This window comes from Pseudomonas lini, assembly GCF_030812475.1.
GTDB lineage: Bacteria > Pseudomonadota > Gammaproteobacteria > Pseudomonadales > Pseudomonadaceae > Aquipseudomonas > Aquipseudomonas lini_A.
Window position 1 is genome coordinate 57,739 of sequence record NZ_JAUSSR010000006.1, and the last position, 19,654, is coordinate 77,392.

At 59.3% G+C, this 19,654-nt stretch carries 19 protein-coding genes; 8 read left to right on the forward strand and 11 right to left on the reverse strand.

From position 1 onward, the window contains the following. Nucleotides 1-235: 235 nt before the first annotated feature. The 5 genes from J2W17_RS12950 (at nucleotide 236) to J2W17_RS12970 (ending at nucleotide 4,705) form a co-directional block, all read left to right on the forward strand. Nucleotides 236-523 (forward strand): hypothetical protein, encoded by a 288-nt coding sequence (locus tag J2W17_RS12950; protein WP_307334308.1) that lies wholly within the window; start codon nucleotides 236-238, stop codon nucleotides 521-523. 80 nt (nucleotides 524-603) lie between these two features. Beyond that, the gene (locus J2W17_RS12955; protein WP_003380232.1) at nucleotides 604-768 is read left to right on the forward strand and encodes a DUF1328 domain-containing protein; all 165 of its coding nucleotides are present in this window, start codon (nucleotides 604-606) and stop codon (nucleotides 766-768) included. Between the two features lie 2 nt (nucleotides 769-770). Then, nucleotides 771-1,235, forward strand: a complete 465-nt coding sequence (locus J2W17_RS12960) for an inhibitor of vertebrate lysozyme family protein (protein WP_307334318.1) — start codon at nucleotides 771-773, stop codon at nucleotides 1,233-1,235. A 704-nt stretch (nucleotides 1,236-1,939) separates the two neighbouring features. Beyond that, nucleotides 1,940-3,271, forward strand: coding sequence for a glutamate/aspartate:proton symporter GltP (gltP, locus tag J2W17_RS12965; protein ID WP_307334322.1), 1,332 nt, complete (start codon nucleotides 1,940-1,942; stop codon nucleotides 3,269-3,271). Between the two features lie 204 nt (nucleotides 3,272-3,475). Then, entirely contained in the window at nucleotides 3,476-4,705 is a 1,230-nt protein-coding gene (locus tag J2W17_RS12970) for a nucleoside recognition domain-containing protein (protein ID WP_307334326.1), read from the forward strand. Nucleotides 4,706-4,823: 118 nt separating this feature from the next. On the opposite strand, the gene J2W17_RS12980 is transcribed toward J2W17_RS12970, so the two are convergent. From J2W17_RS12980 to J2W17_RS13020, 9 genes are all read right to left on the reverse strand, one after another. Then, complete coding sequence (locus J2W17_RS12980; RefSeq protein ID WP_307334329.1) at nucleotides 4,824-5,450, reverse strand: ABC-type transport auxiliary lipoprotein family protein; 627 nt, start codon at nucleotides 5,448-5,450, stop codon at nucleotides 4,824-4,826. Then, nucleotides 5,447-6,385 carry an MlaD family protein gene (locus J2W17_RS12985; protein ID WP_307334332.1) on the reverse strand — a complete coding sequence of 313 codons (939 nt, stop codon included), beginning with the start codon at nucleotides 6,383-6,385 and terminating at the stop codon, nucleotides 5,447-5,449. The genes J2W17_RS12980 and J2W17_RS12985 overlap by 4 nt, the downstream gene beginning before the upstream one ends. Before the next feature lies 1 nt (nucleotide 6,386). Next, nucleotides 6,387-7,190 carry an ABC transporter ATP-binding protein gene (locus J2W17_RS12990; RefSeq protein ID WP_307334335.1) on the reverse strand — a complete coding sequence of 268 codons (804 nt, stop codon included), beginning with the start codon at nucleotides 7,188-7,190 and terminating at the stop codon, nucleotides 6,387-6,389. Then, the gene (locus J2W17_RS12995) at nucleotides 7,187-8,335 is read right to left on the reverse strand and encodes an ABC transporter permease (RefSeq protein ID WP_307334338.1); all 1,149 of its coding nucleotides are present in this window, start codon (nucleotides 8,333-8,335) and stop codon (nucleotides 7,187-7,189) included. Before J2W17_RS12995 ends, J2W17_RS12990 begins: the two co-directional genes overlap by 4 nt. 55 nt (nucleotides 8,336-8,390) lie before the next feature. Next, nucleotides 8,391-9,419: a DUF5924 family protein gene (locus J2W17_RS13000; RefSeq protein WP_307334341.1), complete on the reverse strand. Its 1,029-nt coding sequence runs from the start codon at nucleotides 9,417-9,419 to the stop codon at nucleotides 8,391-8,393. Nucleotides 9,420-9,483: 64 nt separating this feature from the next. Beyond that, nucleotides 9,484-10,860, reverse strand: coding sequence for a M16 family metallopeptidase (locus J2W17_RS13005; protein WP_307334344.1), 1,377 nt, complete (start codon nucleotides 10,858-10,860; stop codon nucleotides 9,484-9,486). A gap of 193 nt (nucleotides 10,861-11,053) precedes the next feature. After that, nucleotides 11,054-12,712, reverse strand: a complete 1,659-nt coding sequence (locus J2W17_RS13010) for a Na/Pi cotransporter family protein (protein ID WP_307334347.1) — start codon at nucleotides 12,710-12,712, stop codon at nucleotides 11,054-11,056. Nucleotides 12,713-13,015: 303 nt separating this feature from the next. Next, complete coding sequence (locus J2W17_RS13015) at nucleotides 13,016-13,783, reverse strand: TerC family protein (protein WP_307334350.1); 768 nt, start codon at nucleotides 13,781-13,783, stop codon at nucleotides 13,016-13,018. Nucleotides 13,784-13,868: 85 nt separating this feature from the next. After that, nucleotides 13,869-15,176: a CitMHS family transporter gene (locus J2W17_RS13020; protein WP_307334353.1), complete on the reverse strand. Its 1,308-nt coding sequence runs from the start codon at nucleotides 15,174-15,176 to the stop codon at nucleotides 13,869-13,871. Between the two features lie 316 nt (nucleotides 15,177-15,492). On the opposite strand from J2W17_RS13020, the gene J2W17_RS13025 reads away from it, so the two are divergent. Next, nucleotides 15,493-15,894, forward strand: a complete 402-nt coding sequence (locus J2W17_RS13025; RefSeq protein ID WP_307334356.1) for a GFA family protein — start codon at nucleotides 15,493-15,495, stop codon at nucleotides 15,892-15,894. On the opposite strand, the gene J2W17_RS13030 is transcribed toward J2W17_RS13025, so the two are convergent. Beyond that, entirely contained in the window at nucleotides 15,895-16,221 is a 327-nt protein-coding gene (locus tag J2W17_RS13030; RefSeq protein ID WP_307334359.1) for a DOPA 4,5-dioxygenase family protein, read from the reverse strand. It lies immediately after the preceding gene. Between the two features lie 84 nt (nucleotides 16,222-16,305). Here J2W17_RS13030 and J2W17_RS13035 point away from each other — a divergent pair, with 84 nt between their 5' ends. After that, the gene (locus J2W17_RS13035) at nucleotides 16,306-16,971 is read left to right on the forward strand and encodes an NAD(P)-dependent oxidoreductase (protein ID WP_307334362.1); all 666 of its coding nucleotides are present in this window, start codon (nucleotides 16,306-16,308) and stop codon (nucleotides 16,969-16,971) included. Nucleotides 16,972-17,061: 90 nt separating this feature from the next. Here J2W17_RS13035 and J2W17_RS13040 read toward each other — a convergent pair whose 3' ends face one another. Next, on the reverse strand, nucleotides 17,062-18,012 hold the full coding sequence (locus J2W17_RS13040) for a choline sulfate utilization transcriptional regulator (protein WP_307334367.1): 951 nt from the start codon (nucleotides 18,010-18,012) through the stop codon (nucleotides 17,062-17,064). Between the two features lie 114 nt (nucleotides 18,013-18,126). On the opposite strand from J2W17_RS13040, the gene betC reads away from it, so the two are divergent. Beyond that, entirely contained in the window at nucleotides 18,127-19,641 is a 1,515-nt protein-coding gene (betC, locus tag J2W17_RS13045; protein ID WP_307334374.1) for a choline-sulfatase, read from the forward strand. Nucleotides 19,642-19,654: the final 13 nt, after the last annotated feature.

The window sequence follows — 19,654 nt, forward strand, 5'->3', positions numbered from 1 at the left end:
AGGCAATTCAAAAAACCTGAAAATTCCTACGCAGCGATCGTGCATTACGCCCGACCGCAGAAAGACCATCGTGCAGGATGCGTCCGACCCGATTTTGTCATCGCTATTAACTTATTGATTTAATTCAGTTTTTTTCTTTAGAAAAGCTGGCATGCAGGCTGCAATGACTGAGTTATCCAGGGCATTCACCTCGTTGCCCTAAATAAAATCACCACAGTGTGGGAGGAGCTTCAGGATGAGTCGCCAACGTGCCGCCCAATTGCGTATCTCGCCACTGCATATCCAACAAGGTTTGTTTGCTGTCCTGGCGCTGTTGATCACATTGATCGGCGGCCAGCAGTTTCAGCGTTGGGAGCAGAACTCGCAGCAGGAAGCGTCGCGCGTGTCGATTCAGCATCCGGTCCAGACCCATTTCAGCGCAGCCAGCAGCAGCCAGGCTGACCTCGCGCCGATGCGAATGATGGATGTCGACCAGGCCCAGCCTTTGGACGAGATGCCTCGTCAGGAACGCTGGGTGTTCTGAATAAATGAACTTGGCGCGCTCTGCGCCGGGAAAAGCACCACAAGCATTACCTCTAAAATAGAAGCGTAAGGAGAATCACCATGTTGAGCTGGGCAATCACATTCTTGATCATTGCCATCATCGCTGCAGTACTGGGCTTCGGTGGTATCGCGGGCACCGCCACGGGTATCGCCAAGATTCTCTTTGTCGTGTTCCTGGTGATGTTCGTTGTTTCGTTCTTCTTTGGCCGTCGCGGTCGAGGCTGAAAATGAGCGTTTCCTTCAAGTCACTGGCAGCCGCCCTGCTTCTGGGCGGTAGTGCCATGGTCATGGCCGCCAATGATGGCCAGACGCGCGCCAACGAACTGCTGAGCGCTGACCCTCAATACCGTGAAACCTGGCAAGACGTGGTTGAGAAAGAAGAACGCCTGCCCGACTGGGTGATGAATCTTTCCGGCGATGCCGAGCAAATGACAGCGGTTGAAGAAGACGGTGACCAGTATCTGGTAGGGCCGTTATGCGAATCCCAGGCCAAATGCCTGAATAATCGATTAATTGTGGCCGTCAGCTTCGACAAAAAGCATGCCTACGCTATGCTGGTTGAAGTACCTGCGGGATTGCCGGCCGACAAGTCGCCGACGCGCCATGCGACGTATCGCTTTCTGGGAAAACCAGACCAGGGTATGCAGGAAATGTTGAAGGAACAGCTGAAGAAAGATCCGAACTGGTACTGATTTTGAGATATGAGAGAAGCCACACTGCTTCTTTCCAAATGCGCTACCCGAGAACGGTAGACGCATGACCAAGGGGTCGGGATGTTCTGCCTGTTTCAGGGGCGGAGTGACCTACGGGTACATGGGGTGCCTGCGCAAGGGCCGGGTCAGGCAAAAAGCTGCGACGCAAGTTCGCCGATCAATCATGCTCGACGGACTTGCGAAGAGCTTCGCTGGACAACTTTTGCATTGCGTCAGGTTTCTTTCGCTTACCTGATAATCCACGCCACAAATCCTGCAACTTTCCCCAGTCAGCCTCCGCACGACCGTACATCGAGAAATATAATCGGACTTGTGCCGCTTATTTTCTCCGCGCACAGACGGAATTCTTCAGAAAAACCCTCTCGCCTCGCTGATTAAAAAACACTCAATCGTCCCTGAAATGGCAGGTTCGCGGCACTTTTGACTGCGCAAATGTCGTATTCGAACCGGTTGGGACGAGAGTTTCAGTGAAAAAAACTCATGCCGATTCGGCATAGGGTAGGCGTTTACGGCATTAGACGCCGCTCCCTTGCATCGGAATAGTTGCGCCTTTTTTCGCCTGCCAGAGAGCACTAACAAGCGCTCCGGGGCACCTTATACGGGGGCAGGTGCACAGGACTTTTTCGCCACAAGCGTTCCAGTTCCTGCATCGGTCTGAGTCAAACGCAAGTAAGGGTAAAGATATGAAGAAGGCAAAGCTTAGCCTCGCCTGGCAGATCCTCATCGGTCTGGTATTGGGGATTGCAATCGGTGCGCTGCTCAACCATTTCGGTGCCGAAAAGGCCTGGTGGATCAGTAACGTTCTGCAACCGGCAGGCGATATCTTTATCCGTCTGATCAAGATGATCGTGATCCCGATCGTGATTTCCTCGTTGATCGTCGGTATCGCGGGTGTTGGCGATGCGAAGAAGCTCGGCAGCATCGGTCTGAAGACCATCCTCTACTTCGAAATCGTGACCACGATTGCCATCGTCGTCGGCCTGGTCCTGGCGAACCTGTTCCACCCGGGTACCGGCATCGACATGAGCACGCTGGGTACTGTCGATATTTCCAAGTACCAGGCCACAGCCGCCGAGGTGCAGCATGAACACGCGTTCATCGAAACCATCCTCAACCTGATCCCGTCGAACATCTTCGCGGCTGTCGCCCGTGGCGAGATGCTGCCGATCATCTTCTTCTCGGTGTTGTTCGGCCTCGGCTTGTCGAGCTTGAAACCCGATTTGCGCGACCCGCTGGTGAGGCTGTTCCAGGGCGTTTCGGAAAGCATGTTCAAAGTCACCCACATGATCATGAACTACGCCCCGATCGGCGTTTTCGCACTGATCGCGGTGACCGTGGCCAACTTCGGCTTCGCTTCCCTGCTGCCGCTGGCCAAACTGGTGCTTCTGGTTTACTTCGCCATCGCCTTCTTCGCCTTCATGGTGTTGGGCTTGATTGCTCGCCTGTTCGGTTTCTCTGTGATCAAGCTGATGCGCATCTTCAAGGATGAGCTGGTGCTGGCCTACTCCACCGCCAGCTCCGAAACCGTGCTGCCACGTGTCATCGAGAAGATGGAAGCCTACGGCGCACCGAAAGCGATCTGCAGCTTCGTGGTGCCAACCGGTTACTCGTTCAACCTCGACGGTTCGACGCTGTACCAGAGCATCGCGGCGATTTTCATTGCCCAGTTGTACGGCATCGACCTGTCCATCAGCCAGCAATTGCTGCTTGTGCTGACGTTGATGGTCACCTCCAAAGGCATCGCCGGTGTACCGGGTGTGTCCTTCGTGGTGCTGCTGGCAACGCTGGGCAGCGTGGGTATTCCATTGGAAGGCCTGGCGTTCATCGCCGGTGTCGATCGCATCATGGACATGGCCCGCACCGCACTGAACGTTATCGGCAATGCGTTGGCCGTATTGGTCATCTCCCGTTGGGAAGGCATGTACGACGACGCCAAGGGCCAGCGCTACTGGAACTCCCTGCCGCACTGGCGCAGCAAGGAAAAGCTGCCGGCTGGCGAAACCTCGAACAGCTGACACAAAACCCTGTGGGAGCGAGCCTGCTCGCGAAAGCGGTGTGACATCCAACATTGATGTCGCCTGATACGACGCTTTCGCGAGCAGGCTCGCTCCCACAATTGGCCCGCGTATATAGCGCTTAGCAAACCCCGGAGAAATCCGGGGTTTGTCGTTTCTGGCTACCCCGCTATCATTCGCCGCATTCTTTGGGGGATTTAACTGATGCTCAATGGCCTGTGGCTCGGCTTCTTCATCGTGGCAGCCGTATCGGCGCTGGCGCAGTGGTTGATCGGCGGCAACGCCGGGATCTTCGCGGCGATGGTGGAAAGCATTTTCGCCATGGCCAAACTGTCGGTCGAAGTCATGGTCTTGTTGTTCGGCACCCTCACCCTCTGGCTGGGCTTCCTGCGGATCGCCGAGAAAGCCGGGATCGTCGAGTGGCTGGCCAAGGCACTGGGCCCATTGTTCCTGCGCCTGATGCCGGAAGTGCCGGCCGGTCACCCCGCCATCGGCCTGATCACGCTCAACTTCGCCGCCAATGGCCTGGGCCTGGATAATGCCGCCACGCCAATCGGCCTCAAGGCCATGAAGGCGCTGCAAGAGCTCAACCCCAGCGCTACCATCGCCAGCAATGCCCAGATCCTGTTCCTGGTGCTTAACGCCTCTTCCCTGACCCTGCTGCCGGTGACGATCTTCATGTACCGCGCCCAGCAAGGTGCGCCTGATCCGACGCTGGTGTTCCTGCCTATCCTGCTGGCGACCAGCTGCTCGACGCTCGTGGGTCTGTTGTCAGTGGCGGTCATGCAACGTCTGCGCCTGTGGGACCCGGTGGTGCTCGCGTACCTGATTCCCGGCGCCCTGATACTGGGTGGCTTCATGGCGCTGCTGGCGACGCTCTCGGCGACCGCCCTGGCCGGCCTGTCATCGATCCTCGGCAACCTGACGCTGTTCGGGTTGATCATGCTGTTCCTGGTGATCGGCGCGTTACGCAAGGTAAAGGTCTACGAGGCGTTCGTCGAAGGCGCCAAAGAAGGCTTCGATGTGGCGAAGAACCTGCTGCCGTACCTGGTGGCGATGCTCTGTGCGGTCGGCGTGCTGCGAGCGTCCGGGGCGCTGGATTTTGGTCTGGACGGGATTCGGCATCTGGTGGAGTGGGCCGGTTGGGACACGCGCTTCGTCGATGCCTTGCCGACCGCCATGGTCAAGCCGTTTTCAGGCAGTGCGGCCCGGGCGATGCTGATCGAAACCATGAAGACGTCCGGGGTAGACAGCTTCCCGGCGCTGGTCGCGGCGACGATTCAGGGCAGTACGGAAACGACGTTCTATGTGCTGGCGGTGTACTTCGGTGCAGTGGGCATTCAGCGCGCACGGCATGCGGTGGGATGTGCGCTGCTGGCGGAGCTGGCCGGCGTTCTTGGCGCCATCGGGGTGTGTTACTGGTTCTTCGGCTAACCGCGAACCCCTTGTGGGAGCGGGCTTGCTCGCGAAAGCGGTGTGTCATTCAGTATTGATGTCGATTGACACAACGCCTTCGCGAGCAAGCCCGCTCCCACAGGGTTCAGTGCTGGACTCAGGGTCTTTGTGGCAGAGCCGCTTTATGCCCTTGCTCAACCACCCAGGCCACCACCTGTGCCGTCAACCGGTCACTCGCCTGGCCAAACCCGGCCACCACCGCCGGCACCTTCACATCGCTCAACGGCTGACGCACTTCAAAGCGCCGGCTGGCGAGGATCCGCTGGTCATGACCGCGTACCAATAGCGCATCCAGCCGCACCACCACGCTTGCCGTGCGGTCCTGGTATTCCGTCTGGAACGCCTGCAGGTTGCCGCCCAGCTCCAGGTCCGCCTGGAAATTACTGTCATCGGTGCTCAGCAGCGACACCCGACCGTCACGCTGGAAACCATCGAGCAGACGATTACGCAGCAGCACCGGCGCCGGGTCGCTCCAGCGTGAAGCCTTGTAGCTGCTGATCAGGTCACCCTGCGGGATCACTGCGATGTTCGGGCTGTTCAATGCCTGGCTGGCCTGCGGCTTTGTCAGGCGAAGCGACCAGGGTTGCGGCATGCCTTGATAGCCTGGGGCGCTGCTTTGGGACGTCGGTAGCCGATAGACATCGGACGGCTCGGACTTGGGCAGGATCGAGCAGGAAGCTGTCAACGCAAATGCGGCGAGGACGGCGAGGCGGCTCACTTTCATGGCGTGAATTCCTTGTTCTTGTCGTTGCCGAGCAAATAACCACTGGGGTTGGCTTCCAGGCGCTGGGAAATGGCCCGCAACGACGTCAGGGTATCGCGCAATTCACGCACCGCCGGCGCCAGGCCGTTGAGGCCCTGCATCCCGCTGTTCAGCGAATCCTGATTGTTGGTGAGCAGCTTGTTGATCGTGGCGCTGCTCTGTTCCAGCGATTTCATGGCTTGTTCGGCACTGCCGAACATCTGTTTGCCCTGATCGCTGATCAAGCCGTTGGCATTGCGCATCAGCGCGGCGGTCTGCTCTAGCGTGGCCGTGGCCTGCTTGCCGATGGCACCTAGTTGCTGCATGGCCTGGCGGATGTCGCCGCGCTGATCGGCGAGGGTGCCGGTGGTTTGCTCCAGGTGTTCAAGGGTCTTGCTGACGTGCTCGACATTCTCCGAAGAAAACATCTGATTGGCGTTGTGCATCAGCACGTTCACGCCAGCCATCAGGTCGGTGCTGTCGTTGAGCAGCCGGGCGATAGGTGAGGGCGATGCAACGATCGTAGGTAAATCACCGTTCTTGCCCCTGAGCGTCGGACTCTGTGGCGTGCCACCGCTGAGTTGGATGATCGAGGTCCCGGTAATCCCGGTCAGCGCCAGTTTGGCCTCGGTGTCTTCCTTGATCGGTGTATCACCGCCCAGGCGGATGCGCGCCAGTACCCGGCGCGGATCTTTCGGGTCCAGGCGCAATGTCACCACGTCGCCGACCTTGATCCCGCTGTACTGCACGGCGCTGCCCTTGGACAAACCGCTGACCGCCTCGTTGAAGACGATTTCGTAGTCCTTGAACTCGGTGTCGACGCTGGACTTGGCCAGCCACAACCCGAAGAGCAGGGCGCCTGCCACCACAAGCACGGTGAACAGTCCGATCAATACATGATGGGCTCGGGTTTCCATGTCAGACCTCGTTTAGCTGTTGAGCGGCGGTCAGCGCCGCGCGGCCGCGAGGGCCATGGAAGTATTCGTGAATCCATGCATCGTCTGTTTCCGACACGACATCGATGGCATCGGCCACCAACACTTTCTTCTGCGCCAGCACGGCGACCCGGTCGGTGATGGTGTAAAGCGTGTCGAGATCATGGGTCACCAGAAACACGCTCAGGCCCAAGGCATCGCGCAGGGTCAGAATCAATCGATCGAATGCCGCCGCACCGATCGGATCAAGGCCGGCGGTGGGTTCGTCGAGAAACAGGATGTCCGGGTCCAGCGCCAACGCCCGGGCCAGCGCCGCACGCTTGATCATGCCGCCGGACAGCGAAGCGGGATATTTGTCCGCCGCCGACAGCGGCAACCCAGCCAGGGCGAGCTTCACCGCCGCCAGATGCTCGGCGTCGTCGCGGCTCAGTCCAGCATGCTCGATCAGGGGCAAGGCCACGTTCTCGGTCACGGTCAGCGAAGAGAACAGGGCGCCTTTCTGAAACAGCACGCCAAAGCGCCGTTCGACCAGCGAGCGCTCGTGTTCGGCCAGCGTCGGCAGGTTCTTGCCGAAGACTTTTACCACGCCTTCACTGGGCTGACGCAAACCGACGATACTGCGCAGCAGTACCGATTTACCGCTACCGGAACCGCCCACCACGGCGAGGATCTCGCCCTTGTACAAGTCCAGGTCCAGGCCCTCGTGCACACTCTGGCTGCCGAAACGATTGCACAGCCCACGGACTTCGATCACCGCCTCGGTGGGCGCTCGGGGAATTCGACTCACCAGCCCATCTCCATGAAAAACAGTGCGGCCACGGCATCGAGCACGATGACCACGAAAATCGACTGGACCACACTGGACGTGGTGTGGGCGCCGACGGATTCGGCGCTGCCGCTGACCTTGAAGCCCTCAAGGCAACCAATCGCGGCGATGAGAAACGCGAAGATCGGCGCTTTGACGATCCCCACCAGAAAATGCTGAACGCCAATATCGGTTTGCAGCAGCGACAGGAACATCGCCGGTGAAATATCCAGCGACACGGCGCAGACCACGCCGCCACCGATAATCCCCGACAGCATCGCCAAAAAAGTCAGCATCGGCAGCGCCACCAGCAGCGCCAGGACGCGCGGCACCACCAGCAGTTCCATAGGGTCGAGACCCAGGGTCCGGATGGCGTCGATTTCTTCGTTGGCCTTCATCGAGCCGATTTGCGCCGTAAAGGCACTGGCGGTGCGCCCGGCCATCAGGATCGCGGTCAGCAACACACCGAATTCGCGCAGGAAGGAGAACGCCACCAGGTCCACGGTAAAAATACTCGCGCCGAAACTCGCCAGCACCGTCGCCCCGAGAAACGCCACCACGGCACCCACCAGAAAGGTCAACAGGGCGACGATGGGCGCAGCATCCAGGCCAGTCTGTTCGATGTGCGCCACCATCGGCGTCAGGCGCCAGCGCTTGGGGCGGAACAGACCGCGGCCCATGGTTTCCAGGATCAGGCCGACGAAGCCCAGCAATTGCAGGGTGTCCTGCCAGACCGTTGCCACCGCGCGGCCGATGCGGGTCAGCAGTTGAATGCCGACGCTGGTTTGCGGCGCCTTGATCGGGACGCAGAAGTCGGTCAGCGAGCAATAGACGGTTTGCAACAGGGCGCGGTCGGCAGAGGACAGGGTGCAATCGGGATGCTCGGCCGACTTGCCAAGACGCTCGGACCCAAGCAGCTCCACCAGTAACGATGCACCGGCGGTATCGAGCGCGCCGAGGCCGTTGAGGTCAATGTGGGTACTGTCGTCGTAGCGGCCCTGCAGTTGTGCGCTCAGGCGCTTGAGATCGGTGTAATGGGCGAGCGTCCAGTCACCCGTAATCTGCAATAGAGCAGGGGTGTCAGAGGTGTCCAGTCGGGCATTGCCGGCCACTGTGCTGCTGGTCATAAGCTCCATGCTTGTTCGGCTGTTACGCAGGCCTATGTTAATAGCATGAACGGCCTTACTTTTCTTTGACCGGTGTGCTGTCCGTGATCTCGAAACGCAACACCCCGATCAACTGGCCGTCTTCGGTCAACACCCGAACCTGCCACTTGCCCGCCGGGTTGCCGGGGAAATTCTGTTTGTGGGTCCAGGCCCGGTAGCCTTCCTTGCGCCCGCCGTGAATATCCAGGGCGATGCGGTCGACCTCTTTGCCGTTGAACTGCCAGACGTGATAAATCCGCTCGTCCAGACCGCGCGGGGCATTGATCGCGGTGTAGGCGTACAGGCCGCCGCCGCGAATCTGCTCGGCGCTGACTTCATCGAGGCTGTCGCCGGGGGTGCGATCCTGCATCTGCGTGCTGATCGCCACATCGGTCATCCACAGCGTTGCCGGTGGCACCCACGATCGCAGCACCCAACCGACGCCGCCGATGCCCAGGGTGATGCTGAGGATGGCCAACGCGTTACGCACGGTCTTGATCGGGAAAATCGACGCCAGGCTCGGGAAAGACAGCACGACCGCGGTGCCCAGGGCCAGCTTGAAACTTTGCGAGGTGGTCAGGTGCAGGATGACGGGCAGGGCGGTCAGCAGTGCCGCGAACAACGTTAGCGTATGCAGCGCCAGGAACGCCCAGCGGCGCGGGGCCAGCCATTTGTAGTAGAGCGGGTCGATGATGGAAATCAGCGCGGCAATGCCCAGCATCCCGGTAAAGAATAACTGGCCGCTGTTCCAGGTGGTGGTGATCAAAAAGAAGGGCAGGACGAAGAACAGGCTTTCCTGGTGAATCATCTGCGTTGCGTAACGCAGCAACGGCTGGGGAATCTCGCGGTTGAAGATCCTGGTGAACAGCTTGGTCAGGCTGTTTTCCAGCATCAGCCAGATCCAGCTGATCAGCATGATGACGGTGATCCAGGTCGCCAGGCCTTGCTGCCGATCCACCAGCATGAAGCTGCCGACCCCGGAAATGAAACCGCCGAGCGCAATGACCCCCGGATAGCGCTTCATCAATTCCAGGATGCGCTGTACGAAAAGGGTCAGGGTAGGCATTCGGCTCTTCGCATTAGTCGTGGGAAAACTCCTCGATAGGGTACCCGCTCGCCACAGGGAATGGTTACTTTCTGCGATGAAAGCGCAACGCCAGTATCGCAGCGACCAGTAACCCTAAAACCCCGGCAATCGACCACATGAACTGGTCATCGCTCAGCAACGGTTTTTCGATCCGCAGATAGCCCGGCTGCAACAGCAGTTCACGCATGGCCTTGTTCACCTCTGCCAGCGTCACCCCTCGCAATTCCTTGGCCGGGTCGACGAAACGGCCGTCCTCGTAACTGCCAAGGGCACTCCAGTAATAATCGGCCAGTGCGCTGTTGCCTTGCACGGCCCAGGCCTGGCGGGCGATGGCCGCCTGCTTGAGACGGTTGAAGGTGTCGGCATCCAGTCCGTCCTTGAGCAACCCGGCCTTCAGCTCATCCAGTACTTGAATGGCCTGGGGCACGTCTTCGCGGTCGAGGTCTGCGTTCAGGCTCATGAAGCCGACCCCGCCAAACACCTCGCGCTCGGCGGAGGGGCCGTAGGACAAGCCATTGACCAGGCGCAATTGGCGATAGAGCGCCCAGTCCAGGTAATCCTTGAGCAAGTCGAAAGTCTGATCGTGCTGATTCTCCTGCACCGGTTCCGGTAAAAGCCAGTGCAACTTGGCGGCACCGCCGACGAAACCGTGATTGAGCGTGCGCTCATGGGCGGCGCTGATCTTGATCTCTGGCAGGGGCGGGTGATCGGTGGGATCGACCGCCACAAGCGCACCGTAGGTTCGCTCCAGATAAGCCGGCAGCAAGCGGTCGAGGTCGCCGACCACGATCAGGCTCATGTTATTGGGCGCGTACCAGGCCTTGCGTACCGTCTCCAGTTGCTCGCGGGTCAGGTAATCGACCTCAGGCCGCTCCGGGCATTTGAGACCCAGTTCCACGGCCAGCTGATTACTCGCCGTATGACCCAGATCCTGGCGATCCAGCCAGCGTTGCAGGTGGGTGTAGTGGCCACCGTCTTCGCGCTCGACCACTTGTTTGGCGGCATTGATCGAGTTGTCGTCGATCCGGGTCTGGGTCAACAGCGCCAACAGCAAGTCGAGGACCTTGCGCTGGTTCTTCGCCGGGGCCTCGATGACGAATGTGGTATCGGCATTGCTGGTGAACGCATTCCACTCGCCGCCCAGGGCCTGCATGCGTTCCTCCAGGCCGCCTTCGCCAGTGGCATCGATGCCGGTGAACAGCAAGTGTTCGAGCAGGTGCGGCAGCTCCTTGTCGGCACAGCCGAAATCATCGATACCGACGCCAACCACCAGGCGAATCGCCACATGCCCGCGTTCGGTGCCGGGCTTGAGCAGCAATTGCAGGCCGTTGGGCAGGGTATAGCCTTCAACCTGGAAGCGATCCAGGGCAAACGAAGGGAGTGAACCGAGCAACAGACAGGCGAACAACAGGCAACGCATAGCTAGCTTCCAGGCAATCAATCGGAGATCCGTGTCGTCCTTCGGACCGCCTTCGCGAGCAAGCTCGCTCCCACAGGGTTCGGTGGTGTTCACTCATTTTGTGCAACACAGCTGACCCTTGTGGGAGCGGGCTTGCCCGCGAAGGCGGCCTTGAGGCTGAATCAATGTACTGACTGACCACTGTGCCAGACGTTCAAGGCGAATGCGTGATGTCTGCCAAATCATCGACGACCAGCGCACCGGTGTCCGTCGTTTCCAGCACCACATAAGCGCTGCTGCAGAACAGCGAGTTCAGCCGCTTCATGTCCGCGATCAGCTCCAGGTGCAGCGAACTGGTCTCGATACTCTGCACGATCTTGCGTTGCAATCGGCTGACGTGAGCATGGGCCAGACGCCGCTCCTGGGCGCGAAAGCGACGCTTCTCACGCAGCAGCTGGCGGGCACTTTCCTTGTCGGCACTGAGGAACACCGACAACCCGAGGCGCAAGTTGGAAATCAACTGGCTGTGCAGCCCGGCCAATTCTTCCAGCCCAACCTCGGAAAAAGACCGGCGTTGCGAGGTTTTCTGCTGCTGGACCTTGCGCAACATGCGTTCGATCAGGTCGCTGGCGAGTTTGAGATTGATCGCCAGCTCGATGATTTCCGCCCAGCGCCGACTGTCCTGGTCGCTGAGGTCTTCCCGTGGCATTTGCGCCAGATAGAGCTTGATGGCGCCGTAGAGCGACTCCACATCATCGGTCAGGCGACGCATTTCCTGGGTGACGGCCGTTTGCTTGCCGCGCAGCACGTCGAGCATGGCTTCAAGCATGTTGTCGATCAGATCGCCGATGCGCAGGGTTTCCCGGGCGGCGTTGGCCAGCGCCAGGCTGGGGGTGACCAACGCCGTCGGGTCAAGATGCCGTGGTTTGGCGGTGCCGTTGACTTGCGGCCGTTCAGGCAGCACCCACGCACAGAACCTGGCCATCGGTCCGACACTGGGCAGCAGGATCAGGCAGCGGGCCGTGTTGTAGAGCAGGTGGAAGCCGATGACCGTTTCCTGGGGGCTGAAGTCCAGGCCATCCATCCAGTGCGCCAGGGGATCGAGTACCGGAATGATCAGCAGCAGGCCGATCAGCTTGTACAGCAGGCTGCCCAACGCCACCTGGCGGCCAGCCGCGTTCTGCATGCTGGTGCTGAGGAAGGCGAGGATGCCGCTGCCGATGTTGGCACCGATCACCAGTCCGATGGCCACGGGCAGACTGATCACCCCGGCACCGGCCAGGGTCGCCGTGAGCAGGACGGCGGCCAGGCTGGAGTAGGAAATCATGGCGAAGAGCGCGCCGACCAGGGCATCGAGCAGGATGTCGCCGGTCAGAGAGGCGAAGATCACTTTCACCCCTTGGGCCTGGGTGATCGGCGCGGCGGATTCGACGATCAGTTGCAGCGCCAGGATGATCAGCCCCAGACCGATACTGACGCGGCCCATTTGCCCCAGTCGGGTCTGTTTGCGGGACAGGAAGAAAATCACCCCGAGGAAGATCAGCAGCGGCGACAGCCACGACAGGTCCAGGGTCAGCACTCGCGCCATCAGCGCGGTACCCACGTCGGCGCCGAGCATGGTCGCCAGGGCAGGGGTCAGCGCCATCAAGCCCTGACCGACAAAGGATGTGACGAGCATGGCGGTGGCGTTGCTGCTCTGGACCATGGCCGTCACCACGATCCCCGAGATGAATGCCAGCCAGCGCCTGGACATGTTCTGGCCGATGACGTGGCGCAAGTTGGAACCGTAGACCCGCAGGATGCCGGTTCGGACGATGTGCGTGCCCCAGATCAACAAGGCCACGGCGGATAACAAATTGAGCAGGGTGAGCATGCAGGCCCCCTGTGGTGGTAGCGCCCCAATGGGGCAAAGTTGACGGTGCCGCGCTTTTTTCTACGTTCTGTACTTAAGCTGTAGTTGGCTAACGGTCTGGGCGCCAGCATCGCATAGCTAAAGAAGTGATTGAAACAAAACTGTCATAAAAACAGTTTGATGCGGATATGAAAAAAGGGCCCGAAGGCCCCGGATTTCATGTGGGAGCGAGCCTGCTCGCGAAGGACTCAAGAGCGCCGCGTTTAACCAGCAAACACGCGTTATCGTTAACGACCATCGCGAGCAAGCTCGCTCCCACAAGGGTTACTGACCCGGAACATCCTTGCGCAGTTTCACTGGATCCTGCTGTTTGCGCTTCTTCGCCATCGCGGTGCGCATCTTGATGTTGATCGTCTCCACCGCCAGCGAGAACGCCATGGCGAAGTAGACATAGCCTTTTGGCAGATGCACATCCAGAGACTCGGCAATCAACACGGTACCGACCAGCAACAGGAACGACAGCGCCAGCATTTTCAGCGAAGGGTGCTTGTCGATGAACTCGCTGATGGTGCGCGAGGCAACCATCATCACCAGCACCGCAACGATGATCGCTGCAACCATGACCGGTACGTGGGAAACCATGCCCACCGCGGTGATCACGGAGTCCAGCGAGAACACAATGTCGATGATCGCGATCTGGATGATGGTGTAGAGAAAATTGCCGCCCTTGCCTGAAGGCTCATCGCCGCTTTCGTCTTCGCCTTCCAGCGCGTGGTACATCTCCTGGGAGCTTTTCCACAACAGGAACAGACCACCGAAGAACAGGATCAGGTCACGCCCGGAAATTCCTTGGCCGAACACTTCGAACAGGTCGGCGGTGAGGCGCATGACCCAGGTGATCGACAGCAACAACAGAATCCGCGTGACCATGGCCAGGGCCAGGCCGAAAATCCGGGTGCGCTGCTGCATGTGTTTGGGCATGCGGCTGACCAGGATCGAAATCATGATGATGTTATCGATACCCAGGACGATTTCCAGGGCGGTCAGGGTAAAGAAGGCAACCCAGATTTCAGGGTTGGTCAGCCATTCCATGTGTATTCCTTTGAGCGATTGTTAAACCAGGCCGGGCCCGGACTTCAAAACCACGAAGCCTGACCCGTCATGGTGAGTCTTGGGCTTATAGAGTGCTGAACAGCGGAAAAATCCCCATCAGCAATGCGGCGACCAGTATGCACAGGCAAACCAGCACTGCCCACTTCAAGGTGAACCGCTGGTGATCACCGAAATCGATACCAGCGAGGGCCACCAACAGGTAAGTCGACGGTACCAGCGGGCTCAACAAGTGGACGGGCTGACCGACGATCGAGGCACGTGCCATTTCCACCGCGGTAATTCCGTAGTGACTCGCGGCCTCGGCAAGCACCGGTAACACACCATAATAAAACGCGTCGTTGGACATGAAGAACGTGAACGGCATGCTCACCAACGCGGTAATTACGGCCAGGTACGGGCCGAGAAAGTCCGGGATTACCGATAACAGGCTTTTCGACATCGCGTCGACCATGCCGGTGCCCGAGAGGATACCGGTGAAAATGCCCGCGGCAAAGATCAGACCGACCACGGCAAGCACGCTACCGGCATGGGCCGAGATGCGGTCCTTCTGCTGTTGCAGGCACGGGTAATTGACGATCATCGCGATACTGAAGGCCACCATGAACAACACGGGCAGCGGCAACAGGCCGGCGACCAGGGTGCACATCAGGCCCAGCGTCAGGGCGCCGTTGAACCAGATCAGCTTCGGACGCCGGGCATCCGGGAACTGGGAAACGCTGATTTCGCTGTGGTCGATTTCATCGCCCACCAGATGCAATTCACCCAGACGGGCACGTTCACGTTTACCGTAGAAGTAGGCAATCGCCAGGATCGCTACGACACCGGCCAGCATCGCGGGCACCATCGGCACAAAGATGTCGGACGGATCGACGTGCAGCGCACTGGCCGCGCGAGCGGTCGGGCCGCCCCAGGGGGTCATGTTCATCACACCACCGGCGAGGATGATCAGACCGGCCATGATCCGCGGGCTCATGCCGATGCGGCTGTAGAGCGGCAGCATGGCGGCCACGCAGATCATGTAAGTGGTGGCGCCGTCACCATCGAGGGACACCACGAGCGCCAGCACGGCGGTGCCGACCGACACTTTCAGCGGGTCGCCCTTGACCAGCTTGAGGATCTTGCGCACGGCCGGATCGAACAGGCCGGAGTCGATCATCAGGGCAAAATAGAGGATGGCGAACATCAGCATCACGCCGGTCGGTGCCAGCTTGGTGATGCCTTCGAGCATCATCGGGCCGATCTTCGGCGCGAACCCGCCGAACAGGGCGAACAGAATCGGGATGATGATCAACGCGATCAGCGCGGACAGGCGCTTGGTCATGATCAGGAACATGAACGTGATGACCATGGCAAAGCCAAGGAAAGTCAGCATGGGGATACTCCAGGCATAGCGCGGCTAGGGAATGGGCGAACCGGTTGGGTCAGCGCAGAACGGGGAGCACGAGACGTATGGGTGGAGTGGCGGCGAAGCGGCGAGTAGTAGAAGACATCAGGATCACCATTGTTGTTGTTAAATGGGCTGTGCGAGCGATAAAAACACTGGCATTGGCCAACCGGTCTGTTGCCGGCAGTGAAGCGATCCTAATCGGGGAAGCTTTCACCGAGCTTTCGCGGAGAAAAGCAATGACCGGATGTGTAACCGGTCGTCGGACCGAAAGCGTCGGTCAATACGCAGGAGGGGGAAAGTCATGAGCGAACTTCACACCGGTGGCTGCCACTGCGGGCAACTGCGCTATCAATTCAGCGGAGCGTTGCACGACATCGCCCACTGTCATTGTTCAATCTGCCGGCGGGTCAGCGGTGCGGTTGTGACCACCTGGATCACCGTGCCGGCATCGGTCTTTCAATGGCTGACCGGGGAGCCAGCGCGGTACGACTCTTCCTCGACCTGCGCACGATACTTCTGCCGCAACTGTGGCGCGCAGCTGGCGCTGGTGACACAGCTCAGTGCGGACACGATCGACGTGACCATCGCCACGCTCGACCACCCCGAACAGGCCCCGGCCGAGCGCCACATCTGGACCGACAGCCGTCTGCCATGGCTGCATCTGGACGAGCACTTGCCGTCTGAGCCAGAAGAAACACTCTGATCAAAAAATAGACAGGTCCAGCGGACGGATCGCGCCCATCCAGATCGCGTGCTCTGTATGGTCGAGCAGATCGTTACCGGTGTCCGGGTGCAGAAATACCACCAAGCCCTTGCGGTTGAGTGCCAACCACGGCAGCACGTCGCCGATGAATTGTGGCTCGAAAGCCAATTGGCAACTCCAGTCCGGGTGCGGGCCAACCGGGCGTTCGTGGACCCGCCCCATTTTCACCGGGAATAACGTCGCCGCTTGCTCACACAAGGCGCGCGCCAGCTCGATCGTGTCAGCGTTAAAATAGACATGTGCGTGGTAACCCTTGACCTGTTGCATATGGAACCCTCTGAAAACCCGTTCGAACCCTCACCGTCCCTTACAGGTCACACGCCATATACGTAAGAAACAAGGACCGCAGCCATGAAAAATGCCGAAACCCCGGTGGTGAAAGTGGTGCTTTATGGTGCCATGAGTAGCCTGGGCAGTGCGCTGATGGCTGAAATGCTGCGGCGCCAGCATGAAGTGATCGCCATTCTCGATGACCTGACCGCGCTCGCGCCGCGTCCGGGTTTACGCACCAAGACCGGGGATCTGTTCGATGCCGAACGCGTGAAGCAAAGCGTGGCCGGGAGCTCGGCGGTCATCTGCCTGCTGGATGCACCGGGTTTGCCGTTCAACAGCGAGCATGTGGAAAAAACCATCGTGCCCGGGCCCGTCGAACAAGTGCTGGCAGTGGATGCATTGATCGCCGGTATGCAGGCGAGCGGTATTGCCCGGCTGTTTCTGGTGGGTGATTTCGAGTTGCTGGATGATCCGGAGATCGAGGATCAACTGGAACGCCATGCCGCCGAAGAAATCCGCGAGGCGCTGCAAAGCAGTTCTTTGCACTGGACGCTGGTGAATGCGCCGCGCGGAGTAGCGGGGTTGACCATTGAACATTTCAGCCAGGTCAGCAGCAGCCTCGAACCGGGTCTGGCCGAGCCGCTGACCCGGTTGAACCGTGTCGCGGTCGGGATCGCCGATGAGTTGCACCTGAACCTGCATATTGGTGAGCATGTGAATTTCATTGCAGCGTCAGAACCCTGAAAGATCGCCGTCTGCGGCAGTTTCAACATTTAAATGCCTTCCCCTGTAGGAACCGGCTTGCCGGCGAAGGCGTCCTCACAGGCGCTGCTTTCACACGGCAATCGATGGCAAAGGCAACCCATTAAGCGATTGCGCACTGCTGGCCTGCTCGGCCATCAACCAGTCCACGAATTGTTGAATCAGTGGCCCCCGCCGTTTGCGCTGGGGCAGAACCACGTAGTAACCCAATCTGGAAATCACCGTTTCCGAAATCGGCCGGCACAACAAGCCTTGCGCCAACAAGTTATCCACAAGGTGGCGCCAGCCGATCGCCACGCCCTGTCCACCAATAGCCGCTTGAATCAACAATGTGTAGTTGTCGAAACGCAATTGCCCCGGTGCTGGCGCCGACGAGATACCCAGCTCGCGAAATACGCCGCTCCAGTCGAACCAGTTGCTGCTGTTTTCGCCACGCAAGTGCAGCAGAGGGAACTCCAGCAAGGTCTGAACCGGCAAGGGCAGGGGGCGATCCTTCAATAGCAGCGGACTGCACACCGGAAACACCTCCTCGCTGAACAGCCAATGGCTTTCACCCTGTTTGAAGCGGCCATCGCCGAACAACACCGCCACATCGATATCGGTGCGCAGCATGTTGAGGCTGCGTTCGCTGGTCACCAGGCTGACATCGACCTGAGGGTTGGCGGCGTGAAATCGATGCAGCCGCGGCATCAGCCAATAGGCGGCGAAAGCAAAATCGGTGGCTACCTGCAACACCTCGTGCTGTTGCTGTGCGCTGATCGCGTTCAATCCAGCGTCTATATTCTGTAACCCCGCCTGAACTTGCTGAAAAAGTATCGACCCCGCCTCGGTCAATTCAATACCGCGATAGATCCGGTCAAACAGCCGCGTCCCCAGTTGATCTTCCAACCGTTTGATCTGCTGGCTGATGGCCGGCTGCGTAGTGCCGAGCTCCACCGCAGCAGCCGTAAAGCTATGCTGCCTGGCTGCGGCCTCGAACGCGCGCAGCAAATCAAGAGACAAATCACCAAGGGCGTCATACATAAGCTGTGCTTATCCTAGTCATTGCCGCGCATGGGCTTTACCACAATCTGCATGGACTCCATGCTCAATCGCAGCACTCTCGCATAAATATTCACTATGGAATGCCGCGATCACATGAAGCGCAAGAATATTCTTTTCATCATGGCCGATCAGATGGCCGCGCCAATGTTGCCGTTCTACGGTCCCTCGCCCATCAAATTGCCCAATCTGAGTCGCCTCGCCGCCCAGGGCGTGGTGTTCGATGCTGCGTATTGCAACAGTCCGCTGTGCGCGCCGTCGCGGTTTACCCTGGTCAGCGGTCAGTTGCCGAGCAAGATCGGCGCCTACGATAACGCGGCCGATTTCCCCGCCGATGTACCGACGTATGCCCACTACTTGCGTCGCCTCGGGTACCGCACTGCATTGTCCGGCAAGATGCACTTTTGCGGCCCGGACCAGTTGCACGGTTATGAAGAGCGCCTGACCAGCGATATCTACCCCGCCGACTATGGCTGGTCGGTGAACTGGGATGAACCGGATGTGCGCCCGACCTGGTTTCACAACATGTCGTCGGTGCTGCAAGCCGGGCCGTGTGTGCGCACCAATCAGCTGGACTTTGATGAAGAGGTCGTGTTCAAGGCCCAGCAATACCTGTTCGACCACATCCGTGAGGATGGCGATCAGCCATTCTGCCTTACTGTTTCAATGACTCACCCGCATGATCCGTACACCATACCCAAAGCGTTCTGGGATCTGTACGACGACGCCGACATCCCATTGCCCGAAACACCGGAGCAGGCCGAACTGGACCCGCATTCCCAACGTTTACTGAAAGTGTATGACCTGTGGGACAAACCATTGCCTGTGGATAAAATCCGCGATGCGCGCCGTGCCTACTTCGGCGCATGCAGCTATATCGACAGCAACGTCGGCAAACTCCTGCAAACCCTCGAAGATACGGGCCTGATCGACGATACCATCATCGTATTCTCCGGCGACCACGGAGACATGCTCGGTGAGCGGGGCCTCTGGTACAAAATGCATTGGTTCGAGATGGCTGCGCGAGTACCGCTGTTGATCAGTGCGCCCGGGCAATTTGGCGCAGGTCGGGTCAGCGCAGCAGTCTCCACCGCCGATCTGCTGCCGACCTTCGTCGAATTGGCTGGCGGTTCGCTGGAACCAGGTTTGCCTCTGGACGGACGCTCACTGGTTTCACACCTGCAAGGGCAGGGCGGTCACGACGAAGTCTTTGGCGAATACATGGCTGAGGGCACCATCAGCCCGCTGATGATGATTCGTCGCGGCGCTTATAAATTTATCTACAGCGAAGACGACCCTTGCCTACTCTTCGACGTACACAACGACCCGCGCGAACAGGAAGAGCTCAGCCAGTCGCCCCAACACTTGCAACTGTTCGAGGAATTTCTCGCCGAAGCGCGCGCCAAATGGAATATCCCGTTGATCCACCAACAGGTGCTCGCAAGCCAGCGTCGTCGGCGTTTCGTCGCCAAAGCGCTGACCATCGGCAAGCTGAAGAGCTGGGATCACCAGCCGCTGGTGGACGCCAGTCAACAATACATGCGCAACCACATCGACCTTGATGATCTGGAGCGCAAAGCGCGTTATCCACAACCCTGCCAAAACCAATAATGTTAAGGGGAAG